General features: G+C 48.3%; 20 protein-coding genes, 1 rRNA gene and 1 riboswitch. Of the genes, 16 read left to right on the top strand and 5 right to left on the bottom strand.

Translation table 11 applies throughout. The features are described from left to right. Nucleotides 1-25 precede the first annotated feature (25 nt). Nucleotides 26-121, bottom strand: a riboswitch (TPP riboswitch). 144 nt (nucleotides 122-265) lie between these two features. Beyond that, entirely contained in the window at nucleotides 266-1219 is a 954-nt protein-coding gene (locus ABD931_RS18420; protein ID WP_345269345.1) for a ring-cleaving dioxygenase, read from the top strand. 67 nt (nucleotides 1220-1286) lie between these two features. Here the strand turns inward: ABD931_RS18420 and ABD931_RS18415 are convergent, their stop codons facing one another. The 3 genes from ABD931_RS18415 to ABD931_RS18405 form a co-directional block, all read right to left on the bottom strand. Continuing rightward, nucleotides 1287-1742 (bottom strand): DMT family transporter, encoded by a 456-nt coding sequence (locus tag ABD931_RS18415; protein WP_345269344.1) that lies wholly within the window; start codon nucleotides 1740-1742, stop codon nucleotides 1287-1289. A gap of 24 nt (nucleotides 1743-1766) precedes the next feature. Then, nucleotides 1767-2462, bottom strand: coding sequence for a DUF481 domain-containing protein (locus ABD931_RS18410; protein WP_345269342.1), 696 nt, complete (start codon nucleotides 2460-2462; stop codon nucleotides 1767-1769). 118 nt (nucleotides 2463-2580) lie between these two features. Further along, on the bottom strand, nucleotides 2581-3351 hold the full coding sequence (locus tag ABD931_RS18405) for a type 1 glutamine amidotransferase domain-containing protein (protein ID WP_345269341.1): 771 nt from the start codon (nucleotides 3349-3351) through the stop codon (nucleotides 2581-2583). Between the two features lie 142 nt (nucleotides 3352-3493). Between ABD931_RS18405 and ABD931_RS18400 the strand changes: the two genes are divergently transcribed. The 7 genes from ABD931_RS18400 to ABD931_RS18370 all read left to right on the top strand — a co-directional run bounded on the left by ABD931_RS18400 (nucleotide 3494) and on the right by ABD931_RS18370 (nucleotide 10893). Continuing rightward, on the top strand, nucleotides 3494-3853 hold the full coding sequence (locus ABD931_RS18400; protein ID WP_345269340.1) for a winged helix-turn-helix transcriptional regulator: 360 nt from the start codon (nucleotides 3494-3496) through the stop codon (nucleotides 3851-3853). 322 nt (nucleotides 3854-4175) lie between these two features. Next, complete coding sequence (locus tag ABD931_RS18395) at nucleotides 4176-4817, top strand: alpha/beta hydrolase (RefSeq protein ID WP_345269339.1); 642 nt, start codon at nucleotides 4176-4178, stop codon at nucleotides 4815-4817. 17 nt (nucleotides 4818-4834) lie between these two features. After that, nucleotides 4835-5131, top strand: a complete 297-nt coding sequence (locus tag ABD931_RS18390; protein WP_345269338.1) for a muconolactone Delta-isomerase family protein — start codon at nucleotides 4835-4837, stop codon at nucleotides 5129-5131. A gap of 53 nt (nucleotides 5132-5184) precedes the next feature. Continuing rightward, nucleotides 5185-5658: a guanyl-specific ribonuclease gene (locus ABD931_RS18385; RefSeq protein WP_345269337.1), complete on the top strand. Its 474-nt coding sequence runs from the start codon at nucleotides 5185-5187 to the stop codon at nucleotides 5656-5658. Beyond that, a complete protein-coding gene (locus ABD931_RS18380) occupies nucleotides 5655-6113 on the top strand; it encodes a barstar family protein (RefSeq protein WP_345269336.1) in 459 nt (152 codons plus the stop codon). The genes ABD931_RS18385 and ABD931_RS18380 overlap by 4 nt, the downstream gene beginning before the upstream one ends. Before the next feature lie 124 nt (nucleotides 6114-6237). Then, nucleotides 6238-9594: a transcription-repair coupling factor gene (gene mfd, locus ABD931_RS18375; RefSeq protein ID WP_345269335.1), complete on the top strand. Its 3357-nt coding sequence runs from the start codon at nucleotides 6238-6240 to the stop codon at nucleotides 9592-9594. Nucleotides 9595-9630: 36 nt separating this feature from the next. Continuing rightward, nucleotides 9631-10893 (top strand): SUMF1/EgtB/PvdO family nonheme iron enzyme, encoded by a 1263-nt coding sequence (locus tag ABD931_RS18370; protein ID WP_345269334.1) that lies wholly within the window; start codon nucleotides 9631-9633, stop codon nucleotides 10891-10893. A gap of 40 nt (nucleotides 10894-10933) precedes the next feature. On the opposite strand, the gene ABD931_RS18365 is transcribed toward ABD931_RS18370, so the two are convergent. After that, on the bottom strand, nucleotides 10934-11647 hold the full coding sequence (locus ABD931_RS18365; RefSeq protein WP_345269333.1) for a ComF family protein: 714 nt from the start codon (nucleotides 11645-11647) through the stop codon (nucleotides 10934-10936). 49 nt (nucleotides 11648-11696) lie between these two features. Here ABD931_RS18365 and ABD931_RS18360 point away from each other — a divergent pair, with 49 nt between their 5' ends. From ABD931_RS18360 to ABD931_RS18335, 6 genes are all read left to right on the top strand, one after another. Further along, on the top strand, nucleotides 11697-12041 hold the full coding sequence (locus ABD931_RS18360) for a hypothetical protein (RefSeq protein WP_345269331.1): 345 nt from the start codon (nucleotides 11697-11699) through the stop codon (nucleotides 12039-12041). 60 nt (nucleotides 12042-12101) lie between these two features. Next, nucleotides 12102-15422, top strand: coding sequence for a DUF4175 family protein (locus tag ABD931_RS18355; protein WP_345269330.1), 3321 nt, complete (start codon nucleotides 12102-12104; stop codon nucleotides 15420-15422). A gap of 108 nt (nucleotides 15423-15530) precedes the next feature. After that, nucleotides 15531-17390: a tRNA uridine-5-carboxymethylaminomethyl(34) synthesis enzyme MnmG gene (gene mnmG, locus ABD931_RS18350; protein WP_345269329.1), complete on the top strand. Its 1860-nt coding sequence runs from the start codon at nucleotides 15531-15533 to the stop codon at nucleotides 17388-17390. Between the two features lie 3 nt (nucleotides 17391-17393). Beyond that, nucleotides 17394-18281, top strand: a complete 888-nt coding sequence (locus ABD931_RS18345) for a class I SAM-dependent methyltransferase (RefSeq protein WP_345269328.1) — start codon at nucleotides 17394-17396, stop codon at nucleotides 18279-18281. Continuing rightward, nucleotides 18262-19929, top strand: coding sequence for an Ig-like domain-containing domain (locus ABD931_RS18340; RefSeq protein WP_345269327.1), 1668 nt, complete (start codon nucleotides 18262-18264; stop codon nucleotides 19927-19929). The genes ABD931_RS18345 and ABD931_RS18340 overlap by 20 nt, the downstream gene beginning before the upstream one ends. Before the next feature lie 424 nt (nucleotides 19930-20353). After that, nucleotides 20354-22156, top strand: a complete 1803-nt coding sequence (locus tag ABD931_RS18335) for a tetratricopeptide repeat protein (protein WP_345269326.1) — start codon at nucleotides 20354-20356, stop codon at nucleotides 22154-22156. On the opposite strand, the gene thrC is transcribed toward ABD931_RS18335, so the two are convergent. Then, nucleotides 22153-23460 (bottom strand): threonine synthase, encoded by a 1308-nt coding sequence (gene thrC / locus ABD931_RS18330; RefSeq protein WP_345269325.1) that lies wholly within the window; start codon nucleotides 23458-23460, stop codon nucleotides 22153-22155. The two genes, ABD931_RS18335 and thrC, sit on opposite strands and share 4 nt — an antisense overlap. Nucleotides 23461-23603: 143 nt before the next feature. On the opposite strand from thrC, the gene pruA reads away from it, so the two are divergent. Next, nucleotides 23604-25235, top strand: a complete 1632-nt coding sequence (gene pruA / locus ABD931_RS18325) for an L-glutamate gamma-semialdehyde dehydrogenase (RefSeq protein WP_345269324.1) — start codon at nucleotides 23604-23606, stop codon at nucleotides 25233-25235. 211 nt (nucleotides 25236-25446) lie between these two features. Next, nucleotides 25447-25514, top strand: a 16S ribosomal RNA gene (locus tag ABD931_RS18320); the annotation flags it as partial.

Genomic DNA, 25514 nt, shown 5'->3' with positions numbered 1-25514 from the left:
TACCGAAATTTACCGATGGCCACGGTGGCCTATTCGGATCGTTCCCTTCGCCGGCATTACCCGGTGCAGGTTCAATGGGTATAATCTCAGCCCGGTTGGTAGGGCACCCCTTAAATAAGATTAGCAGCACAAAATTACGAACTCCGTTACTTTTAAACGCAAGCTTTTTAAACTTTTTATCAAAATTAATTGTATATACATTAAATACAGCAGCATATAATTTCTGCGTTTGAACAATAATCTTGAAATTTAGCTTACAGAAGCCATGAACACACTAATCAATGGTATCCACCATGTCACCGCCTTAGCCGGTGATGCTCAGCGCAATGTCGACTTCTACACTGGTGTATTAGGGCTGCGCATGGTCAAAAAAACGATCAATTTCGACGCGCCGGACGTGTACCATTTTTACTACGGTGACGAAACCGGCACCCCCGGATCTATTATAACCTTTTTTCCCTACGGTGACATTCCACGTGGCCGAAAGGGTGGGGGACAGTTGACTTACACTGCCTTTTCAGTGCCAACAGCCTCACTTAGCTACTGGATGGACCGGCTGGCGGAGTACAATATCCCCTATGCCGGTCCGAATAAGCGCTTCAACGAAACCTACCTCCGCTTTGAAGACTACGACGGCATGGGGGTTGAACTGGTAGCGAACAATGAAGACAAGCGCCCCGGCTGGGAAAATGGTAAAATCCCCGTGGAGTATGCCGTGAAAGGCTTCCACAGTGCTACACTGAATGAATTCCGCGTTGATAAAACAATAGCATTGCTGACCGAAACTATGCAGCACCGGCTCGTTGCCGAAGAAGCCGATCGTTTCCGCTTTGTGGCCGGCAACGGCGGTCCGGGCACCTACATCGACGTTCAGCACGCGCCTAACGATGTTAGAGCGTTGCAGGGCGCCGGCTCAGTCCACCATATTGCCTTCGCCACCGACAACGATGAGACCCAGCTAACCATTCAGGAGAACCTGCGCGAAGCCGGTTTCAGCCCGACGCCGGTGCTGGACCGCAATTATTTTCACAGCATTTATTTCCGGGAGCCGGGCGGTATTCTGTTTGAAGTTGCTACCAACCCGCCAGGCTTCGCCATTGACGAACCGCTGGCAACTTTAGGCCAGGAGTTGAAGTTACCGGAGTGGTACGAGCCTCGTCGGTCACAAATCGAATCAGCATTACCCAAAATAACGAGCCTGGGCAACGCATTGGACTAAGTCTCCGGTAATTACCAATGCCGATGACGTTACCATTATCGCACCTCGGATTGATTTTGGTATTGGGTTAAAACCGTCGAACTATATACACCCCCAGGATGACAAGTAGAACACCCACCACTCGCTGCCAGCTAATGGTATGAACCGGGGAGTTAAGCAACCCGAACTGATCAATCAGGAGAGCGGCGATTACCTGCCCCAGTAATACCATTAGCGTTACGTTGCCAATGCCGAGTTTAGGAGCACAGATCACGATCAGCAAAATGTAAGTCCCACCCAGAATGCCTCCCAGGTAGCTCCACTGGGGGGCATTGGCAAACTGATTACTACCCGGCAGTGCCTGCCGACTCACCAGATTGTAAAGCGTCAGACCGATACCCGCTACTACAAATACGGTTAAAGCCGAATAATAAGGACTTTGCAAACTCTTGCCTAATTGTGTATTCATGGCACTCTGAAATGGAATCATGGCTCCGGCCAGCACGGCCAGAAGGATAAACAGAAACTGGGTGTTCATTTTCATAAAGTTTGCAGAATTAGTCCTCAATCAGTGAACACGGTTTTTACGGAGGTTATACGATAGCCCCACAGTCAACAGCTTGTCGTCCCGGCGAACTTTAAGGATGACAATGTTCTCATGCGTGTACGTATAAGCTACGTTAAGATTAAGCCCTCGCCAGATCGGAAAATCGACGCCCACATCGAACTGCCAGCGGTAATTGGTAGCGTCTGAGAAAGCCGGTTGCCAGAAAGCATCGTAGTAGAGACGCAGGCGATTATCAAGCAGATAATGCCAGCCACCCAGCCAGGTAGTGACTCGCCCCAGCACCATTGTTTGTGAACCGTTGTAGCGCTCGCTATTAAAGGTAGACCCCATAAAGCGAGTGCTTTCGTATACCCCGCCAGCCGACAGTTTGATTACATTCTGACGGGTACGCCAAAGCTGCACGGTAAGACCCCCTCCGGCAAAGTAGCTAAAGTCGATCTGCCGCCGATAGTTTTTGCTTATGTATGCAATGGCGAATGGATACACCTGCCCGTGCGGTCGAAAGTATACATAGTTACGGCTGAACAAATCATTATCTGCCCGGACGGAGTAAAATTCCTGATATAAACTTGCATTTTGGGACTTAAACACCCAGTTCTGACCGGACGAAGCGGTAAAATCCAGCCGACCGCGCAGGTTTATTATCTCTACGTTACCGGTCTGGTAATTGCCGGTCAGTGCGATTCGTACCTGCAACAGCGTCGTATCACTTTCATTTAGCTGCGCTTTCGCCCTGCTTCCACTCAGGCATAATACAGTTAGGCAGAGCCAGTGCTTTATGTACTTACCCAACAAACAGTTAGGTTGAGTCGATTTATTCACCCAGTGCGTCAATGATGGCTTTAGCTGTTTCAGCCCCGGAGAAGTTTTGCTGGCCGGTAATGAGGTTACCATCGCGGATGGCAAAGCCCCGCCATAATCCAACCTGCACGTAGTTGGCACCTAATTTTTTCAGTTCATCCTCAATTCGCCAAGGCATCACGTGTTTATCGCGTGCAAGCAGACCGTATTCCCAAACGGCGTTATCGGCAAAATCTTCTTCTACATTTGCAAAACCAGTTACGGTTTTCCCTTTCGCCAGGTACTCGCCATTAGAGAGCTTGGCATAGCGCAGAATGGCCGTGCCGTGGCAGAGGGCCGACGTAACCTTACCAGCTTCGTAGAACTCGACAAACTTCTTTTGTAAATCAGTCGCGTTTTCGAAAGTAAACATGGGTGCTTGGCCGCCCGCAACAACTATTGCATCAAATTTATCAACCTCCAGTTCAGAAATCCGTTTGGTAGCATTAACCAGCGCCCGAAGGTTTTCGGTGTGAATAAAGCCCTGTGAAATCAGGTCAGTTGACGAATAGCCACTGACGTCGTTTGGGTCACTCATGGCATCGGGTTCGCACTTACCGCCGTTCGGGCTAAACACCTCGACTTCATAGCCTTTTTCGATAAATTCGTAATATGGGTGGGTCAATTCGCTCCACCAGAAACCAACCGGCCAGCCGGTCGTGGTTGATACGGCGGGGTTAGATATAACAATGGCAACGCGCTTCGGGTGCTTAGGACTAACTACATTAGGATCTTTTAGGCTCATGATCACAAGCGTTATACGTTGGTTGGTAATTGTCTTATATGCTTGTGCTAAGCTAAGGTGTATTAGTATCTTTGTAAATATATGTACAACGAAGTATAATACTCTACTTTTAGAGAGTATCTGACTATCAGCACGTTAAACTATGCCTGATTTTATCTACAACGGAAAGCTATACTATAATCCTGTCGAACTGGCTATGGATCATATCGGCGGAACCTGGAAAATGCCTATACTCTGGCGATTGAACAAACAGGTAATGCGCTACAGCGAGTTAAAGAAATTCCTCCCGCACATCAGTCATAAGATGCTGACCACCCAGCTTCGCGAATTGGAAAAGCAAGGCTTTGTTAGCCGAAAAGTGTACCCGGTGGTACCACCACATGTAGAGTATAGCATTACCGACAAAGGCCGGCGGGTTATTCCAATTATTGAGGTAATTCGCACGTTCGGTCGCGAGTTAATGGCCGAAGCTGGTATTGACGAAAAGCCTAATGCTGGTTAGCTTATCTATGTATTGACGCTGAATAACCGCTTTGGCTTCACAATTCAACCTATTTTTACGCTTGCCCAATTGACAGAAACCGGTATGGCGAATTCCAACCTTAGAAAACGGTCAGAAACGGCTAGGGCAGCCTATCGGAGCAGGATAAAGCATAATTCTCCTACATCTTAGTTGGCAGCACTTTTCGTTCCTTACCTGAAATTATCCAATAACTAGCATAAGAGAATAGGAGGTTACAACAGAAAGTCGTTAACTCGGTTATCCGTAATACATTTTCCAACGTCTAAAGTCTAACATCGCACGTCCGTGAAACCGCATATTTATGATTCACAACCCAAATAATCTGTTTACGGCCGGAAAGCCGCTGGAAAAAGCCAATAAGGTTATGATTATGGTGCATGGCCGGGGAGGCAGCGCCCCTGATATTCTGTCCCTGGCCGAGCATATCCAGGACCCGGCATTTGCTTTTGTAGCTCCGCAGGCGAACCAGAATACCTGGTACCCGTACTCGTTTCTGCGGCCGATGGAGGAGAATGAGCCCTATTTGTCGTCGGCGCTACAGGTGCTGACCAGCGTACGCGCCCGAATGCAGTCGGATTATAATTTTAAGGCTCCGCAGATTTATTGGCTGGGCTTCTCGCAGGGTGCCTGTCTGATGCTGGAGTTTGTGGTCCGCAATGCCATGCCGTACGGTGGCGTTTTTGGTTTGAGTGGCGGCCTGATTGGCCCCGAAGGTACTTCGCGCCTGTATGAAGGTTCGTTTGAAAGCGCTCCGGTTTTTCTGGGTTGCAGCGATATTGACCCGCATATTCCAAAGCAGCGGGTGCTGGAGTCGGAAGGTGTGTTCCGGCAGATGGAAGCGAACGTAACGGCGAAGCTCTACCCAAATTATCCGCACTCAATTAACGAAGATGAACTAAAAATTGTTAATACATTGATTGCTGGTTCGCCCGTTATAAACTAAACACCCATTGTATGCTTATGAGTCAGTTCATGGTAGAATTTGACCTTCCGCACGAGATGCCGGAAGAGTTCATAATGAAGATTCCTCAGCAGCGCCTGAAGGTTAACGAGCTGATGGAAGACGGAAAAATTATGTCCTATGCGCTCTCTATGGACCGGCAAAAGCTATGGTGTGTGGTAAAAGCCGATACGGAGTTTGAAGTTCTGGAAATTATTTCCGAATTCCCGCTCATCGGTTATATGGAACCGGCTGTTTCCGAGCTGTTGTTTAACAACGTAATTGCAGCCCGCATCCCACTTTTTTCGTTAAATTGATGTTTTTGCGGCCAGTACTGCCAACTTTTGTAAAAATTTGTTCCTCTGTTTCTATGAACCGGGCTGGTATTAGCCGTTGGCTGCAATATGCCTTAGTAATTACGCAACTGCTCGTCTTTGGCCAGTGTCAGTCGCAAACGACCGGGCATGCATCTGCCTACCGTACTGAACAACACAATAATTCCGGCCGGAAACAGCAGCGCGACCGCCAGAAACAGACGCGTCGGGAACAAAATAACCGTCAGCAGGCTCAAACTACCGTTCCGGCGAAGGTGTATGAAGTGCTTCGCTATGTGCGGACCAACAACCGAGCCCCTGAAGGCTATATCGGTGGCCGCCGATTTGGTAATTTTGAAAATCACCTGCCACGCCAGGATGTATCCGGCCGACGAATTGAGTACCAGGAGTGGGATGTAAACCCGAAAGTGCAGGGACGCAACCGGGGTGCCGAGCGGCTGGTGACGGGCTCCGACGGCCGGGCCTGGTATACGCGTGACCACTATAACAGCTTTGTCGAAGTAAAATGAGCGTCAATATCTATGTTGCAACGTCAGCAGAGGACCTGAAAAAGTTTCCTGACTTTGCCATTGTTAAAATAGAAGGTCAGAAGTCGAAGACGCTTCGCCAGTTTTACGAGCATATTGCTGAGGTGCTGGAATTTCCCGACTATTTCGGGTTTAATCTTGACTCCCTCGACGAACTGCTCAATGACCTGGAGTGGATTGATGATCATAAACTGGCCCTCTATTTTTGCCATACCGAAGATTTTATCAGCCAGGAACGCAATCCGGAAAAGCTTAGCAACCTGCTTCATATGCTGGATGCGACGGCCGAGGACTGGAAATGGCTGGACGAGGATGAAGAGGTGTTTGCCAAGGAGTTAGTATTTATCTTTGAGGACAGTCCACGGCTGCGTGACTTGCTGAAACAGGAGGAAATTGGCTTTGCGTTTATTTCCAGGGATGCAGATTCGGCAGGCTGATAGAACATTGTAATAATCTAACACTGTTAGGAACAAAAAAAGATATAGTCAGTTTCTCCATAGGTGCCGCTGAGACTTTCTCTCTTTGCGGCTTTTTGCATGAATAGTCACAACCTGTTATACTTTGAAAATTCAGGAGTTTTTACAATTATATACGGAGGATAGTTTCGTCAGATCGCTGGCGGAGCCCCTCAGGCAGCGGGGTAAGGAGCCTTTGCGGCTACAGTTTAAAGGCGTTGCCGGCAGTCTGGATGCCATGCTAGCCTCGGCTATTTACCGGCAGGTAGGGGGTACCCACTTGTTTGTGATGACCGATAAAGACGAAGCCGCTTATTTCTTCAACGATCTCCAGAACATTCTGGAACAAGAGGTACTCCTGTTTCCTATGTCGTATAAAAAGCCTTATCAGTACGAAGAAGTAGAGAACGCCAACGTACTGATGCGGGCTGAGGTACTGAATAAACTAAGTCCTCCGCTTAAAGAAGGTACGCTGGTCGTTACCTATCCCGAGGCACTATCCGAAAAAGTAATAAACAAACGATCTCTACAGGCCAATACCTTTACCGTACGGGTAGGTGAACGTGTCGACTCCAACTTTGTCTCGGAACTGCTGCAAACCTATGAGTTTGAGAAAACGGATTTTGTCTACGAAGCCGGCCAATTTTCGATTCGCGGGGGTATTATTGATGTATTCTCGTTTGCCAGCGAATTCCCATACCGCATCGAATTGTTCGGTGATGAGGTAGAAAGCATCCGGGCCTTTAATCCGGAGTCTCAGTTATCTACAGACCAGGTAGATTTTATCAACATTATTCCGAATATTCAGACCAAACTGATTCAGGAAACCCGAGAGCCGTTCCTCGAATTTCTTCCCAAAGACGCCTGCGTTTGGTATAAGGATATTGAGTTTACACTCGAAATTATTGAGAACAGCTTCGAACGGGCCGAAAAGAGCCTGGCGGCAGTGCTCGAAGGGAGCGGGGGCATACAAGTCGTGTTTAACCCGGAGGACCTGTTTGAGACCCGCCGGGCGTTTTTAAATCAGGTAAAAGCTCTGCCTTCCATTGAATTCGGGCGGAAGTTCTACTTCAAAACCGAGAACCGGCTCACGTACTCATCCAAGCCGCAACCTTCCTTTAATAAAGATTTTAAGCGCTTAGCTGATACCCTGACGGATAATCAAACGAAGGGATTTACTAATATTATTTCCGCCGAATCTTTCAAGCAGCTTGAGCGGCTGCGCACCATTTTTGAGGAAATTGACCCGTTTGTTAAGTTTCAGACGGTGCAAATCGGCCTTCGGGAAGGCTTTATTGATGATACGCTCAAGATTGCCTGCTACACCGACCATCAGATATTTGATAAATACTTTAAATACCGTATCCGTGACAAGTTTAGTAAATCAAAGGCGCTGACCTTACGCGAACTGAAGACGCTTCAGCCGGGCGATTATGTCACCCACGTCGACCATGGCATCGGCCGGTTTGCCGGTATGGAGAAGGTAGACGTTGGCGGCCGCGAACAAGAGGCCATACGGCTCATCTACCGCGATAACGATATTCTGTTGGTAAGCATCCACAGTTTGCACAAGATCGCTAAATACAGCGGACGAGAAGGCGGTCCGCCGATGATGAGCAAATTAGGTTCGCAAGAGTGGGAACTCAAAAAATCACGCGTCAAAAAGCAGGTTAAAGACATAGCCAAAGAGCTGATCGCCCTGTATTCTAAACGGCGGCAGGCACCTGGCTTTGCCTACTCCCGCGATAGCTTCCTGCAGGCCGAACTGGAATCCTCATTTCTTTACGAGGATACACCCGATCAGGCTAAAGCTACCAACGACGTCAAAGACGATATGGAGCAGCCGCACCCGATGGACCGGCTCGTTTGCGGAGACGTGGGCTTTGGCAAAACGGAAGTGGCTATACGGGCGGCTTTCAAAGCCGTTACCGACAACAAACAGGTAGCGGTGCTGGTACCAACCACCATTCTGGCCATGCAGCATTTTAAAACATTCAGCGAACGCATGGCCGATTTTCCGGTGACGATTGACTATATCAGCCGCTTCCGGACACCTACGCAGATAAAAGAGATCCTACGGAAGGTATCGACCGGCGAAATCAACGTCCTGATTGGCACGCACCGCATTGTCAACAAAGATGTAAAGTTTAAAGATCTCGGTCTGCTGATTATCGACGAAGAGCAGAAGTTTGGCGTAAAAACCAAAGACCGGCTCAAAGAAATGCGCGTGGAGGTGGATGTACTCACCTTAACAGCAACGCCTATTCCGCGTACGCTGCACTTCTCCCTGATGGGGGCCCGTGACCTGTCGGTTATTGCCACCCCACCGCCCAACCGCCAACCGGTGACCACGGAAGTACATGTGTTCAATGAAGCCGTTGTGCGGGACGCCATCAGTTATGAGCTGCGCAGGGGCGGTCAGGTTTTCTTTGTTCATAACCGCATCAGCGATATTGAATCGATAGCCAACATTGTGAAACGGCTCGTTCCCGACTCTCGCGTAGCTGTGGCGCATGGTCAAATGGAGGGAGATAAGCTGGAGAAAGTTATGACCCTGTTTATTGAAGGCGAGTACGACGTATTGGTATCAACGAACATTATCGAATCGGGTCTGGATATACCCAATGCCAACACTATTATCATCAATCAGGCGCAGAATTTCGGACTTTCCGATCTGCATCAGATGCGGGGCAGGGTAGGGCGCTCTAATAAAAAAGCATTTTGTTATCTGCTGACCCCACCAGCCTCTTCGCTCAGCTCCGACTCCCGGAAACGCCTGCAAACCCTGGAGGATTTCTCCGACCTGGGCGAAGGATTCAAAATTGCCATGCGGGATTTAGATATCCGGGGGGCTGGTAACCTGTTGGGGGCTGAACAGAGCGGGTTTGTCAATGATTTAGGCTACGAAATGTACCACAAGATTCTGGACGAAGCCGTTCAGGAGCTACGCGAAAACGAGTTCAAGGATATTTTTTCGCCTAAAGCTGAAGACCTGAAACCTGCGCTGCCCGATACGGTAATCGAAACTGACCTGAATGTAGTAATACCGGAAAAGTACGTTGCCAATATTTCTGAACGACTCTCGCTTTATACTCGTTTAGATAATATTCAGACGACAACTGAGTTGGAGCAGTTCAGGCAGGAAATTATCGACCGGTTCGGGCCGATGCCGGAGGAGGTCGAAAACCTGATAAAAATGGTGAATGTGCGCTGGAAAGCAGAGCAGTTACACTTCGAAAAACTGACGCTCAAAAATAATATAATGAAAGGAACCTTCGTTTCTTCGGAGAGCGATGCGTTCTTTAAATCAGAACTATTTGGCCGGTTAATCGACTATATCAAAAAACATCCGGCTAAATGTTCACTAAAAGAGACGAAAAGCCGTTTGGTATTTACCCACTCCGACATTTATGCTGTTGATGAACTGAGCGGAATTTTGGGTAAACTGACGGACTTCAGCTAACTTTACTACCTTGGAATTTTTTGTACACAAAAAGCAATGATCAAGAAGTATCACCTGCAACAGATGGCTTATGTGCTTTTGGCAGTTGTAGCGCTTGCTGCCTGTAAATCAAAGCACCCGACCAGTGTGAAGCCTGGTAAGAAGAGTACGGCAACTGGTATCGCCTACAATGAAAAGGATGGCTTTCAGGTTTCCAAATTTAACGGGCAGCCGGTAGGTCCGAACCTCGTTTTTATTGAGGGTGGACGCTTCACGATGGGCTCTTTGGAAGAAGATGTGGTTAACTCCCGCGATAACCGCGAGCGTACCGTCAGCATCCAGTCGTTTTATATGGATGAAACTGAAATCGCGAACATTCACTATCTGGAATACCTAAACGCGATCACGCGTGATTCTTCCGAAGAGTTTGTAAAAGCAGCGCTTCCCGACACGACCGTTTGGGCTAATCCACTTTCGTTTAACGATTCGTACGTGACGCAATACCTGCGTTATCCGGCTTTCCGCTACTATCCGGTTGTTGGTGTTTCCTGGGTACAGGCAAATGATTACGCTGTTTGGCGGACAAATGCCATTAACGCTGATTTGGCGAAAAAGGGCACTTCGGGTAGTAAAAAGAAAGGATTTTCGCTGAAGCGTAAATCGAAGCAGGCCGAAGGGAATGCCGTTGCTACTGCTGAAACGGCGGCTCCTTCTCAGAAATTAGGCCTTGAAAGTGGCCTTATTCTGCCCGACTATCGCCTTCCGACCGAAGCTGAGTGGGAATATGCCGCTAAAGCGCTGATTGGAACCCAATATCTGGACGAAAACCAGGCCAACCAGCGAATTTATCCGTGGGATGGTTCTTCTGTTCGGAATCCAAAGAAAGGTCGTAAACAGGGCCAAATGCTGGCTAACTTTAAGCGTGGTCGTGGTGACTATGCCGGTATTGCCGGCCGGGCTAATGACAAAGCCATTATCACCGCCGAAATCTACGAATATCCGCCAAACGACTTCGGTCTGTACAACATGGCCGGTAACGTAAACGAATGGGTCTATGACGTATATCGTCCGCTGTCACACATGGATGTGAGCGACCTGAACCCGATCCGTCGGAACGGTTATATGGACGAAGCAAAGAACTACGATAAGAAAGGCAATAACTCAGTTATCGACGATAAGCTTCGTGTCTACAAAGGCGGTTCATGGGCTGATGTAGCCTACTGGCTGTCGCCGGGAACGCGTCGTTTCCTGGATCAGGATTCAGCAACAGCTACCATCGGTTTCCGGTGCGCCATGATTGCCGGTGGCCGGAATCGGTAAGAAATACTAAGAGGCTTACGCATACAGCGGCCGTTCGGATTTACCGGGCGGCCGCTAGTGTTAATATCCCTACTGACGCACAACCGGCATTCAGCAATTGCGTAGCGCAGGCTTCCAGCGTAGCGCCGGTGGTTAAAACATCATCAACCAGCACAACCCGCCTGCCCCGGATTGCTTCTGCATCGGCTACAGCAAACACATCGTGTACGTTCTCCCAGCGGGCTCCCTTGCCTTTTTTGGTTTGCGAGGCTTCAAATCGGGTTCGCTTTAAGGCGGTCGTATTCACCGGAATCTGTAGTGCTTCCGATAGACCGTTGGCAATCCATTCGCTCTGGTTAAAACCACGTTGGCGTCTTCTGACCGGGTGCAGCGGCACGCCAATGAGCAGGTTTGCCTCCGCTATTTCTTCACATTTTTCCTTTAGCTCATAGCCAAACCAGCGGCCCAATACCGCGCCGGCTTCTTTGCGCCCTTTGTATTTGATCTGGTGAATCAACCGCTGAACGATTCCTTTTTTGGAAAAAGTCAGGTACGAGTAGGCAAAATCGAGCGGCACTTTTCCAGCAAATTGCAACGCTACCCCTGAATTTCTTGTCTTTGACAGGTCGGTAACCGGCAATTTTACCCGGCACTGCACGCACAAAACTTCCTCGTTTGGGGTCAGGTTGTCGCCACAGCCGAGGCAGGAAACAGGATAAAGGAGGTCTACGAAATTATTCCACGCCCTCTTCATAAACTGTAGCAGGGTCTCCATCGTTATTGACTTAAATAGTGTAACTTAGCTATAATTTGGATTGGTGCGAATGGAGCAGGAAGAGAAGGTAAATATAGAGAAAGAATGGGAACAACTGTTAGATCATATTCAGCGAATCGTTGGTAAACGGCCGGCTGATCTAAACGGGGTTCTGTTTCTCATCGGCGTTCAGGAACTGGGCAAAGGCCCTCGTCACTTTACAAAGGAGCAAAAGCAGGATTTAATGCACATTGCCGTCTGTAAGGTTTTAAGTCTCGGAGGATATTACCAGCAGGTCGGCACCGACCCCGACGGCTGGCCGCAGTGGCAATTAGTGCGTCCTGTACCCCATGCCGATTTGCTGGCTCAGGAAGATATGCTGAAGGCATATGTGATTAAATATTTTGCATCCTAGCAAATTCAGTAAGCTATCCACATCTGTCTCTTTTACCAATACACATCCCATACTCATATCATGGAAGCTACCAACTCGTACGTTACGCTCCTGCAGCGGATAGAGGAGTATAAGAAGCGCTACTTTCTGAACCAATTGGTCAAAGGTAGCCTGATGTTTCTGGCCCTGGTTTTTTCGCTTTATCTGCTCATCAACACGGCTGAGTTTTTCGGCCGCTTTAGCACGCCCGTGCGGGCAACTTTCTTTTTCGGCTTCCTGCTTTTCATTGCCGGAGGAGCTTATTACTGGCTTGTGCAGCCGGTAATGAGCCTTTATGGCTTGCGGAGGCCGCTGTCGGACGAAGAAGCCGCCCGGCAGATTGGAGGCTTTTTTCCGGAAGTAGGGGATAAGCTGGTTAACACGCTCCAGCTAAAACACATGACTGCGTATGAGGGCGAACTGCTCACCGCCAGCTTGAATCAGCGATCGCAGCAGTTGCTCATCAACCGGTTTGCCAACGCCATTGAGCTCAGTAAAAACCGGCGCTTTCTGAAGTTCGTGATGTTACCGATGGCGCTGATTTTATTTATTTTGTTATTCAATCCATCCTTTTTTACTAACTCATCGGCCCGCATTGTTCAATACGACCGGGAGTTTGTAGAGGAAGCCCCTTTCCAGTTTGTCGTGAATAATGACAAGCTTCAGGCCTACCGAAATGAAGATTTTAAGTTGGATGTCCAATTAACCGGCAATGCTGTTCCGCAAACGGTCTATTTGGTAGTTGACGGTACCCGCTTTAAGCTGGAGAATACTAAAGGAAATAACTTCTCCTATACATTTGATAACGTTCAGCGCGATATTGATTTTTCATTGGAGGCATCGGGTTACAAATCAACCAAATACACCATTGGCTTAATTGATCGACCTTCTGTGCTCTCCTTTGATGTGAAGCTCACTTATCCGGCTTACCTCAATAAACCGGCCGAACAATTGTCTAACGTGGGTAATCTGCTTGTCCCGCAGGGCACAATTGTCACGTGGAACTTCACCGCCGACCATACCGATTCGTTGCTGCTCCGTTTCCATCCCGGCAACGCGGTAGGTGTGGCTCGGAAGATAGAAGATAATGCCTTCTCTCTGACCCGTCAAATCAATCAGAACATCAACTACTCAGTTGATTTAGCGAACAAGTTTGCTAGCAACAACTCGAATTTGCGGTATAACATTCAGGTCATTCCCGACCGCTACCCGCAGATAACGGTAGAGAAAAAGCAGGATACCGTCACATACAACTATATTGTGCTGGGAGGATCCATCAACGACGATTATGGCTTTACCCGCCTGCGACTGGTAGCTAATGTAACACGGGAGGGGAAAGAAAAACCTAACACTATCACCCGCGATATCCCAATCAACCGTAGCTCGTTATCACAGAATTACTCCTTTGGCTGGGCTCTTGATAGCCTGAAGCTCCAGGTAAACGACCGTGTGGAGTACTATCTGCAGGTTTGGGATAATGACGGCATTAACGGCCCTAAGTCTACCCGTACGGCCCAGTTGAACTTCACTGTTCCCTCTCCCGAGGAGGTACAGAAGCAGATTGATCAATCGGCACAGAAGGCAGAGCAGCAGATGGAGAATGCGCTGAACAAAACCCAGGGCATCAAGAAGGATCTGAATAGCATTGAAGAGCGTCTGCGCACCAAGAAGAGCACCGACTTCCAGGACAAGAAGCAACTAGCCGATGTACTGAAAAAGCGCGAGGAATTAATCCAGCAGATTCAGCAGTTGCAGGAGCAGTTCAAACAGACAAACGACATCCAGAACCGCTTCTCCGAAAATAACAAAATTCAGGAGAAAATACAGCAGCTTCAGAAGCTTTTTAATGAGTTGCTCGACCCGGAATCGAAGAAGCTTTATGAAGAATTGAAGTCCCTGCTGGAGAAGAAACAGGACGAAAAAGCTTCTGAATTGCTGGACCGCCTAAGTCGCAAAGAGCGCAATTTTGAGAAAGATCTGGAGCGGGCTCTGAAAATGTTTAAGCAGCTTCAGATGGAGCAGAAGCTGAACAACATCGCCGAGAACCTGGAAAAACAGGCCGAGAAGCAGGAGCAACTGGCAAAAGAAGCGGAGCAGAACAAGAACGCTGAAGATAATAAGAAGCAGGAAGACCTGAAGAATCAGCAGGAAAAAGCCGCGGAGGAATTCAATAAAACGGCTGAGCAGTTGAAAGAACTGGAACAGAATGCGGAGAAAGAAGATCTGACTAAGCCGGATACACAGGAGGATACCCAGAAGGAGATTCAGGAGCAGATGAAAGAATCGCAAAAGAATCTGAACCAAAAACAGAACAATAAGGCGTCGGAATCGCAGAGTAAAACGGCGAAATCGATGAAGAAGATGAGTCAGCAACTGGCCGAATCTATGGCAAATGCCGAAGCGCAGGAACTTCAGGAAAACATTGATGACCTGCGGGCGCTACTGGAAAATCTGATTTCGCTTTCGTTCTCGCAGGAGAAAGTGATGAAAGATTTCCGGGGTATTAATTCACAGGACCCTCGTGTTACGAAGTTATCGCAGGAGCAGCTTAAACTTCAGGATGACGCGAAAATTATTGAAGATAGCCTGACTGCCTTAGCCGGCCGAGTCCCTCAAATTCAGTCCTTCGTTACCCGCGAACTAACGGATATGAAGTACTATATGGACCAAAGCGTTCAGCAGTTGAAGGAACGTCGGTTTGGTCCGGCTACCGGTAAGCAGCAGTTTGCAATGACATCCATTAACAACCTTTCGCTGATGCTTAGTGATGTTCTGAAGAATATGCAGGCGCAAATGAACTCAATGGCTATGCCGGGTAAGAGCAAAGGCAATAAGAAAGGACAGCAGCCATCGATGAGCATGGGCCAGATGCAAAAGGAGCTGAACGAGCGCATGAAGCAGTTGCAACAGAGCGGTAAAGGTGGACGCGGTATGTCAGAAGAACTCTCACGTCTAGCGGCTGAGCAGGCCATGATTCGTAAAATGCTGAAAGAAATTGAAGAGCAAAGCAAGGGCACTGAACTCGGTAAGCAGTTAGGTAATCAGTTGAAGGAGCTTCAGGAGAAGATGGACGAAACCGAAACCGATTTGGTGAATAAGCGCATTAACCAGAACACCATGAATCGGCAGAGCGAGATTATGATTCGTCTGCTGGAATCTGAGAAAGCGATTAAACAACAGGAAGAGGATCCTAAGCGGCAGGCTGAAGCTGCCAAGAGCCAGCAGCGCAGTAATCCTTCTTACCTGGACAGCCTTGTTCCACAGCAGTCGAAGCAAACGGAAGTGTTGCGAACAGTGAATCCGTCTTTCAATCAGTATTACAAGAAAGAAGCAAATAAGTACCTACAAAAAGTGACACGCTAATGGGCTGGTTTGTTTTAGTTTATTTAACAGAACTTCACGAACCTTTTCTCCTTTTTTGACATTTTTGTAAAAGTTTCCACGTGAAACATTTTTCAAAAATCGTCAAAAATGTTTGCAGCATACGATGTAATTGTAGTAGGAGCAGGACACGCCGGTTGTGAAGCGGCAGCAGCCGCAGCCAACATGGGATCACGGGTCCTTCTCATTACTATGAATATGCAAACCATCGCGCAAATGTCCTGCAACCCGGCGATGGGGGGCGTAGCCAAAGGACAAATAGTAAGAGAGATTGATGCCCTGGGCGGACAGTCCGGTATCATCAGCGACAAGAGCATGATCCAGTTCCGCATGCTCAACCGCTCCAAAGGACCCGCCATGTGGAGTCCCCGCTGCCAAAGTGACCGCATGCTTTTTGCGCAGGAATGGCGCAACACTCTCGAACAAATATCCAACGTAGATTTCTGGCAAGATACCGTAAGCGAAGTCATCGTGAAAGATGGCCGCGTGCGTGGCGTCAGAACAGCTATGGGTATGGAAATCGAAGCCAAAGCGGTTGTCCTTACCAACGGCACGTTCCTAAACGGCAAAATCTTTATCGGCGAAAAAGTATTCGGTGGGGGACGCACCGCCGAACGATCTGCTACCGGATTAACCGAACAACTCCTCAGCTTAGGCTTCGAGTCTGGCCGGATGAAAACCGGAACTCCACCCCGCATCGACGGGCGCAGCTTAAACTACGGCGTGATGGAAGAACAGCCCGGCGACGAAAATCCTGGCAAGTTCTCGTACCTCGATACAAAGCCACTCGACAAACAACGTAGCTGCTGGATTACCTATACCAGCGAAAACGTACATGAGGTTTTACGGGAAGGGTTCGAAAAATCGCCCATGTTCACCGGCCGCATCAAAGGCTTAGGTCCACGCTACTGCCCGTCTATTGAGGATAAGATAAACCGCTTCGCCGACAAAGACCGTCACCAGATTTTCGTGGAACCGGAGGGGTGGGAGACCGTAGAGGTGTATGTCAATGGCTTTTCAACTTCGTTGCCGGAAGATGTTCAGTATCGGGCTTTGACCAAAATTCGGGGCTTTGAAAACGCAAAGATGTTCCGTCCTGGTTATGCAGTGGAGTACGATTTCTTCCCGCCGACACAATTAAAGCTCACGCTGGAAACCCAACTCGTCACTAATCTCTTCTTTGCCGGGCAAATCAATGGGACAACCGGATATGAGGAGGCCGCCTGCCAGGGACTGATTGCCGGTATAAACGCCCACAACAACGTCTACGAAAAAGAGGAGTTTATTATTAAACGCTCCGAAGGATACATTGGAGTTCTTATCGACGACCTAACCACAAAAGGCACAGAGGAGCCCTATCGGATGTTTACCTCCCGCGCCGAATACCGCACACTGCTTCGTCAGGACAACGCCGATATTCGGCTGACCGAACGAGGCTACAAGATTGGGTTGGCTACAGAAGAGCGGATAACAAAGCTGCGACAGAAGAAAGAAAATACAGCCCGATTGTTGGCAGACCTAAAAGAAACTAAAGTAAAACCAGAGGATATCAATACCTGGCTGGAGGAAAAAGGAAGTGCGCTGTTACGGGAAAAAAGCACCTTGCTCTCACTCTTGAAGCGCCCGGAAATTGGCTTGGAAGAAGCGCCAACGCTCCTGAATTTTATACCTGACCTGCCGGCGTTGGATACCGAAGCCCTTGAACAGGCCGTTATAGAAATAAAATACGAGGACTACCTGAATCGGGAACGCATCAATGCCGATAAACTATCGCGGTGGGAGGGACTGGAGATCAACCCAGCTTTTGATTACGACCGCCTGAAGGCATTGTCTCACGAAGGACGGGAGAAGCTGAAAAAGCAACGGCCCGGTACCATCGGACAAGCTACCCGCATTAGTGGGGTTAGTCCCTCCGATATTTCTGTATTGTTAGTTTACTTAGGCCGCTAATCAATGAGCCTCGAAACCGTTACTGAGTGTCCGGCCTGTGGAGACCACGCCTTCACCGATTACCTTACCTGTCAGGATTACCTGGTGAGTAACCAGCCATTCCAAATTCAGCAGTGCAGCACGTGTAATCTGTTGCTGACCAATCCACGGCCGGATATTGGCTCCATCGGACACTACTACAAGTCGCAGGACTACATCTCGCACACCGACGGTAGCGCCGGACTAATCGACCGGATGTACCGCACTGTCCGGACCTACACGCTTCAGCAGAAGGTAAAATTGATTAAAGGAGTTAACAAAGGCCAAGGTTCCATACTCGATGTCGGGTGTGGAACCGGCAGTTTTCTGGAGCAGTGCCAGGCAGCGGGGTGGGAGGTAAGCGGGGTAGAGCCTGACCAGGATGCCCAGATCATTGCGGAAAAGCGATTGCAAAAACACATCAAAGAGAATGTTCATCAGATAGAAGTCCGGCAGCCTTTTGATGTGATTACCATGTGGCATGTGCTGGAACATGTGCCGATGGTAAACGAATCGTTGAAGCAGATCCATACCCTGCTGCGGCCGGGTGGATTCCTCATTATTGCCGTACCCAATGCTGAATCCTGGGATGCCGGGTACTACAAAAAGTGGTGGGCCGCTTATGATGTTCCGCGCCATCTGTATCACTTCTCCCCAGCTACACTGCGGAAGCTAGTCGAGAAAAATGGCTTCAAAGAAGTGGGTCGCAAGCCTATGCTGTTCGACTCGTTTTATATTTCCATGCTCAGCACCAAATATCGGGATGGGAAAATCAATTACGCCGAGAGTGTCATCAACGGTTTAAAATCCAATCTGAACGCCCGTCGCACCGGTAACTACTCAAGCTTAACCTATGTCTTCCAACGCCAGTAACACTTCCCGGCTGAGTTTTTGTAACGGCTCAATCTGGTATTTTTTGTTTCTGATTACCCTTCCCATTCTCTTCAACCAGTGTGCGCAGGTGGCGCAACCACCCGGAGGAAAGAAAGACTCACTGGCGCCTGTTTTGCTAAAAAGTACCCCTACTAATAAACAGATAAATTTCAAAGGAAGGGAAATTGAACTCTTCTTTAATGAATACATTTCGGTAGAAAACCTGCCGCAAAAGGTTATTGTCACGCCAGGCACAGGCAATACATTTAATTACAAAATTCGGCCCACGAGCGTTTACCTGAAGTTTAATGAACCCTTTAAGGAGAATACAACGTACACGGTAAGCTTCACTGATGCGATTAAAGACGCTACGGAACGGAACCCGGCCACCAATCTGAAACTGGTTTTCAGTACCGGCAGTCAACTCGACTCCCTCAGCATAAGTGGCAAAGTAACCGACCTGAAAACCGGAAATGCGGTAGCCGATGCACTGGTAGGTCTGTATGCCCGACGGGATACGCTGAATGCCACAAAAGAAAAACCCATCTACTACAGCAAAACCGACACCAGCGGAAACTTTGCGATGGAGAATATTAGAGCCGGCGGTTATGAGATACTAGCGTTCAACGATGCCAACAACAACTTTCTGTTTAATCAGCAAACCGAACGTATCGGCTTCTTAAAGGATAGTATTAATCTCACCGGCAACATCAGCGGTATCGAACTGCAATTATTTTCCCAAAATACCGCACCCGCTAAAATCAGCCGGACCGAATCCCGCCAGGACAGTTATGGCGTAACCCTGGACAAAGGTATCGAGAACTATCAGGCAACCTTCCGCCGGAAAGAAGACAGTATTCCATCTTCACTGGCCTCAGCGAATCAGCTAAAATTCTTTCGTAACCGCGCTACCCCAGATACGATTCCGGTCATTATTACGGTGACCGACTCAATAGGTACTACAACGGAACTGAAACAAACCCTTTCTTTCCGGGGGCAAAGCCGGCGGGATAGACCGGAGCCCTTTACCGTAACACCCGACCCGGCACAAAATGAAGCCGTCGAAAAGGCGTTTGACTGGACACTCACCTTCACCAAACCCGTAGGGCGCATCAACAAACAATTCATTACCATTTTAAGTGATAGTACTAATACGGAACCATTCGACGAGAGTAAAATTCAGTGGAGCAACGGCCGGTCGATTCTCACGTACCCCATTACTAGTTCAGCCCGCAAAGACATCCGGATTACCCTGAACGATGGCGCATTCATGAGTGTCCTGGAGGACTCGTTGAAGAAGACCACCCTAACGTACCGGATTCTCAATGCCGAAGATTTTGGTCTGTTGAGGGGAGAAATAATTACCGATGCTCCGAATTATATTGTAGAACTGGTCAATGAAGCCGGCAAGGTGGTAAGCCGAGTATTAAACACCAAAGCCTATACCTTCCGCAATGTTAAACCCGGACGCTACCGCCTGCGACTTATTATCGACCGCAATAAAAACGGCCGGTGGGATACGGGTAATTACCAACTGAAACAGGAAGCCGAGCCAATTATTTATTACCCCGCCATCATACAGGCAAAAGCCGATTTCCAACTGGAAGGCTTCGATCTGGAGTATTCGGAAAAGGTCAATTCAAAATAAAAAATAGCCAAATTTTGTGTGTACAACCATGTGGATAAATCCCATTTCTATGTGCATAAATTCGGCAGTTATCCCCACCAATTGTTCATGAAAGTTAGTATATTCACTTATCCACATTTTTATCCGGTGGATAAAAGCATAAACTCCAGTTTCTGAACGTTCAATAAACAGGTTATCCAACCATCTGGTTGGTGCATAATTTTCGTCCACATGTCAACCATTGAATAAGTAGAAAAATGTGGACAATTTATTAAGTACCTATAAGACAACTTGTTGTATGTGGATAACTAAAGTAGCACTGTTGATAAGCATGCAACTTAATCCACAATTAAATGTTAACTTCGGTGGATAACCATAGTATGCACATTTCCACAGTGGTAATGGTTTATAATAGCTTTTGTTTAAAAAGATAGTTTATTATAAAATGAATAAGGGGATACTCACATATCTGTTGCTGTTGGTGACCTCACTAACGGTGTTTGCGCAAAGTGCCGATGATTTGGCGGGCGAGTATTACAAGAACGGCGACTTTGAGAAAGCTGCCCTGGAATATAGCAAACAGATCAGGAAGGGGGCGGCCTGGCAAACGCTCTTCCGGTATGTGAATAGCCTCAAGCGCGTCAACAAGTCGGACGAAGCGCTCAAATTTTTGAAAAAGCAAGGCAAGGCCGATGAGGACAACAAGCTGTACTACGATGTACTGACCGGCTATCTGCTGAAAGACCAACCCGACACTACTAAAAGCTACAGCGCCTTTGCGGCTGCCTTTGCCGACGCCAAAAATTCGGGCGATCGACTGGCCCGCCTGGGTGAAGTGCTTAAAGAGGTAGATGAGCCCCGCTGGGCAATTAAATCATACGAGACGGCCAGAATGGTGTCAAAAGAAGAAAGTGCCCACAGCGAAGAGTTAGCGGCCTTATACCGAAGTACAGGTTCAACAGAAAAGTACATCGAGGAAATGCTGAATGTACTGCAGCAGGGGGAGAAGAAGGAGGTGGTTTACAATAGCCTGCAAAGCGTCGTAAACTCCAAAGATGAAGCCTTACTGGAGAAAGTTGTGTACGAAAAAATCCAGAAGAACCCGAACGTACTTGCCTACAACGAAGTGCTGAGTTGGTACCTGCTCCAGAAGCAACGCTTTAGCCGGGCCCTTGTCCAGGAAAAAGCAATGGACCGCCGGATGAAAATGAACGGTTCGCGGGTGTACGACCTCGGCCAGATGGCGCTCAACAGCAAAGACTACAAAACGGCCGCCGATGCATTTGAGTACATCGTGACTACGTATCCACAAGGCCAGCTTTACCCAATTGCCCGCCGGATGGTTATCAACGCCCGCGAAGAGCAGGTTAAATACACATATCCTGTGGATAAGTCGGAAATTCACAAGCTAATTGGGGATTACCAGAAAATGCTGCGGGAGATCGGCCTGAACCCAAGAACGCTGGAAGCGCTGCGCAATACCGCCAATCTGTACGCCTATTACCTCGACGAAAAAGATTCGGCCCTCACTGCCCTGAATACGGCTATTGAAATGGGCAGGGCTGATAAGAACTTTGTGGATAAGTGTAAAATCGATAAGGGCGACATCTATCTGCTGATGGGCGAGCCCTGGGAGTCAACATTGTTGTACTCACAAGTTGAAAAGTCGCAGAAAGAAGAACTGCTGGGATATGAGGCCAAACTGAAAAATGCCAAGCTGCATTACTACAAAGGCGAGTTCGTCCTGGCCAAAGAACTGCTGGACATCCTGAAAATGGCTACTTCCCGCGAAATTGCCAATGATGCCGAATCGCTCAGCCTTCTTATTGTGGATAACACCGGATTGGATAGTACCGAAGCAGCCATGCGGGAATACGCAGCAATAGACCTGATGCTGTTCCAGAACAAAACAGACCAGGCCATTGCTGAGCTAAACAAAATGCAGGTGACGTATAAAGACCACAGCCTCGTCGATGAAATCATCTGGTTACGCGCCAATACGTACCTGAAGCAGGGCCGCTATGACGAAGCCATTGACGACCTGAAAAAAATTATAGCAGGCTATTCGCAGGACATTCTTGGCGACGATGCACTCTTCCTGTACGCCACCATTATGGAAGAACGCAAGAAAGACAAACCGGCGGCTATGGCCCTTTACCAAAAATTACTCCAGGAGTATCCAGGGAGTATTCATGTGGCCGATGCCAGAAAACGTTTCCGTATACTCCGGGGTGACATTATCAACTAAGCTACCGTTTGTAGCAGGCTTTCCTTAAACGCGAAGAAATTCGCCGGAATAGCTACGGCCTGTTTAGTGCGTTCGGCCAGACGGGCTAATCGCTCCGGTACGTCTACCGGCCGGCCTAATACCGATTCAACCAACGGTTTGAACTTGGACGGATGGGCCGTAGCTAACGCAACACCACAGGCCTGACCGTCGTTTTCAAGATAATGCTCCAGCCCCTTAATACCAACAGCGGTATGCGGGCAGGCCATATAGCTATACTGTTGATAAATCTGTTGCATCGCCATTTTTGTCTCGTCGTCTGTATAGAAATACCCGTCAATATTCTGCTTGATCGTATCCAGGTCATTGCCGTAAAGGTGACAGAGTCGAACAAAATTGCTCGGATTACCCACATCCATTGCATTTGAAATGGTGCTAACCGATTCTTTAGGTTCATATAATCCCGACACCAGGAAATTCGGCACCACGTTATTCAGGTTGGTAGCGGCCACAAATTTCCGAATGGGTAATCCCATACGCTGCGCCAATACGCCGGCACTCAGATTACCAAAATTGCCGCTCGGTGTAGAGAACACAATAGGAGTACCGACCTGCTTAAGTTGCCCATACGCCCGGAAATAGTAAAAACTCTGCGGAATAAGCCGGAAAATGTTGATGGAATTAGCTGAAGAGAGCGACAGCACTTTATTTAGCTCTTCATCCAGAAAAGCCGTCTTCACAATCGCCTGACAATCGTCAAAAGAGCCATCCACCTCAAACGCCTGAATATTTCCACCAAGCGTAGTAAGCTGTTTCTCCTGTAGGTCACTCACCCGGTTCTTCGGATACAGAATAGAGACACGCACACCTTCAACATTGTGAAAACCCATCGCTACAGCGCCACCGGTATCACCGGAAGTAGCTACCAGAATGTTGATTTCCTTATCCGTTTTCTGCGAGAAGTACGACATAAAAGCCGCCATATACCGCGCACCTACGTCTTTAAAGGCGAGAGAGGGCCCATGAAATAGCTCAAGCACATACTTCCGTGCTTTTTCAAGCTCATACACCGGCGTATCAAACGGAAAAGCCTGCTGCACTAAATCAGCCAGGGCATGGTCAGGAACCGTATCACCAAAATACAGGCGGCTAATCTCAAACGCTATGTCCGCTAAAGAGCCTTCTGCGATATGATCGACGAAAGAAGCATTCCGGTAGGGAACAACAGCGGGCATATAGAGCCCATTATCAGCGGGCATACTATGAAAAAGAGCTTCTTCTGCCGAAACCGTTACATCCGGATTGTTTGTACTGTAAAAGCGCATGACAAGTGTTGGAAAAGTTAAGCAAATTACGGCAAAACCTGCTGAAACATAAATGCTGATGGGGTTAAAAGTAATCCTACTCGCGAAAAGAGTGAACGAAGACATCGCCTAATCTGTATTTTTGTTAAAACTAAAAACCAGCTATGACGTACGGATTTTACAATGTTCCGACGCCGGTCAATGAGCCTGTCAAGGAGTATCGACCCGGCTCACCGGAGCGGGAGAACCTCAAAAAAACACTGACCGACATGCGCTCCAGAGAAGAGGACATTCCCATGTACATAAATGGAGAGGAAGTTAGGACCGAAAAAACCATCCGGATTGCTCCCCCACACGACCATCAACACACCTTGGGGTATTTCCACGAAGGCGACGCAGAACACATTCAGCAGGCCATTGATGCCGCATTACAGGCTAAGGAGGCCTGGGAAACCATGTCGTGGGAGCACCGGGCCAGCATTTTTCTGAAAGCAGCTGATTTGATTGCCGGACCATACCGGGCTAAAATAAACGCAGCCACAATGCTCGGCCAGTCTAAAAATGCGTACCAGGCAGAAATTGACTCTGCCTGCGAACTAATAGATTTCCTGCGGTTTAATGTCTATTTCATGACGCAGATTTACCAGCAGCAGCCAAACTCATCGCCAGGTGTCTGGAACCGGCAGGAATACCGCCCGCTCGAAGGATTTGTTTTTGCCTTAACACCTTTCAACTTCACGGCTATTGCCGGGAATCTGCCATCGGCTCCAGCAATGATGGGGAACACCGTCGTCTGGAAGCCTGCTTATCAGCAAATCTATTCAGCAAAGGTGATTATGGAAGTACTCCAGGAAGCTGGGCTCCCTAAGGGTGTTATTAATCTGATTTATGTAGATGGTCCCGTAGCCGGCGAGATTATCTTTAATCATCAGGACTTTGGCGGCATCCATTTCACCGGCAGCACCAAAGTGTTTCAGACAATTTGGGAGATAATTGGCAGCAATATTCATAAGTATCATTCTTACCCACGTATTGTTGGCGAAACAGGCGGTAAAGACTTTGTGCTTGTGCATGAATCAGCCGACATAGATGAGGTTGTGGTAGCCCTGATTCGGGGTGCTTTTGAGTACCAGGGACAAAAATGTTCGGCTGCATCACGAGCATACGTGCCCACAACCATGTGGCCGCAACTCAAGGAAAGGCTTGTTACTGAACTGGCTACCTGCAAAATGGGTGGGGTGGAAAACTTTACCAACTTCATCAATGCCGTTATCGATAAGCGCTCATTTGATAAAATAGCTCAGTACATTGAAGAAGCTAAGAACAGCGAAGGGGTTGAGGTAATTGCCGGTGGCAGCTACGACGACTCAAAAGGCTACTTTGTCGAACCAACAATTCTGCGCGTAGATGATCCGGCCTACCGCACCATGTGTGAAGAAATCTTTGGACCAGTGCTGTCTGTGTATGTCTATCAACCAGAGGAATTTGAGCAAATCAAAAAGCTGGTAGACCAAACGTCACCGTATGCGCTAACGGGTTCTATATTCGCTAAAGACAGAGAAATAATCGAGAAGGCTACCACACAATTAAGGCACGCTGCCGGTAACTTCTATATTAACGATAAGCCGACCGGGGCCGTAGTGGGCCAGCAACCATTTGGTGGTGCCCGAGGTTCAGGAACTAACGACAAGGCGGGTTCGTTGCTCAACCTGCTGCGTTGGGTATCTCCACGAACAATCAAGGAAACCTTTGTGCCGCCGAAACAGATAAGTTACCCTTTTATGCAGGCGGAATAAAAAACCAAAAAACTTTTGAAGCGGGTCTTGACAAAGGAAAAATAACCTACTACCTTTGCAGTCCAATTCAATGAAACAGGCCAACAACGGTTGGCCGCCGACCCGAAAGGGAAGAAGTTCTTTGACGTATTGACATCAGCAATAAGCACTAATTTAGGCAATAAGACAGCCCCTTATGGGGCAAGCAGTCGTGAGACTGTGATATATATTTACGATGGAGAGTTTGATCCTGGCTCAGGATGAACGCTAGCGGCAGGCCTAATACATGCAAGTCGAACG

Source organism: Nibrella viscosa, from assembly GCF_039541875.1.
Taxonomy (GTDB): Bacteria; Bacteroidota; Bacteroidia; order Cytophagales; family Spirosomataceae; genus Nibrella; species Nibrella viscosa.
Note: the sequence above shows the minus strand (reverse complement) of the source record. Positions and strands in the feature narration are given on the sequence as shown.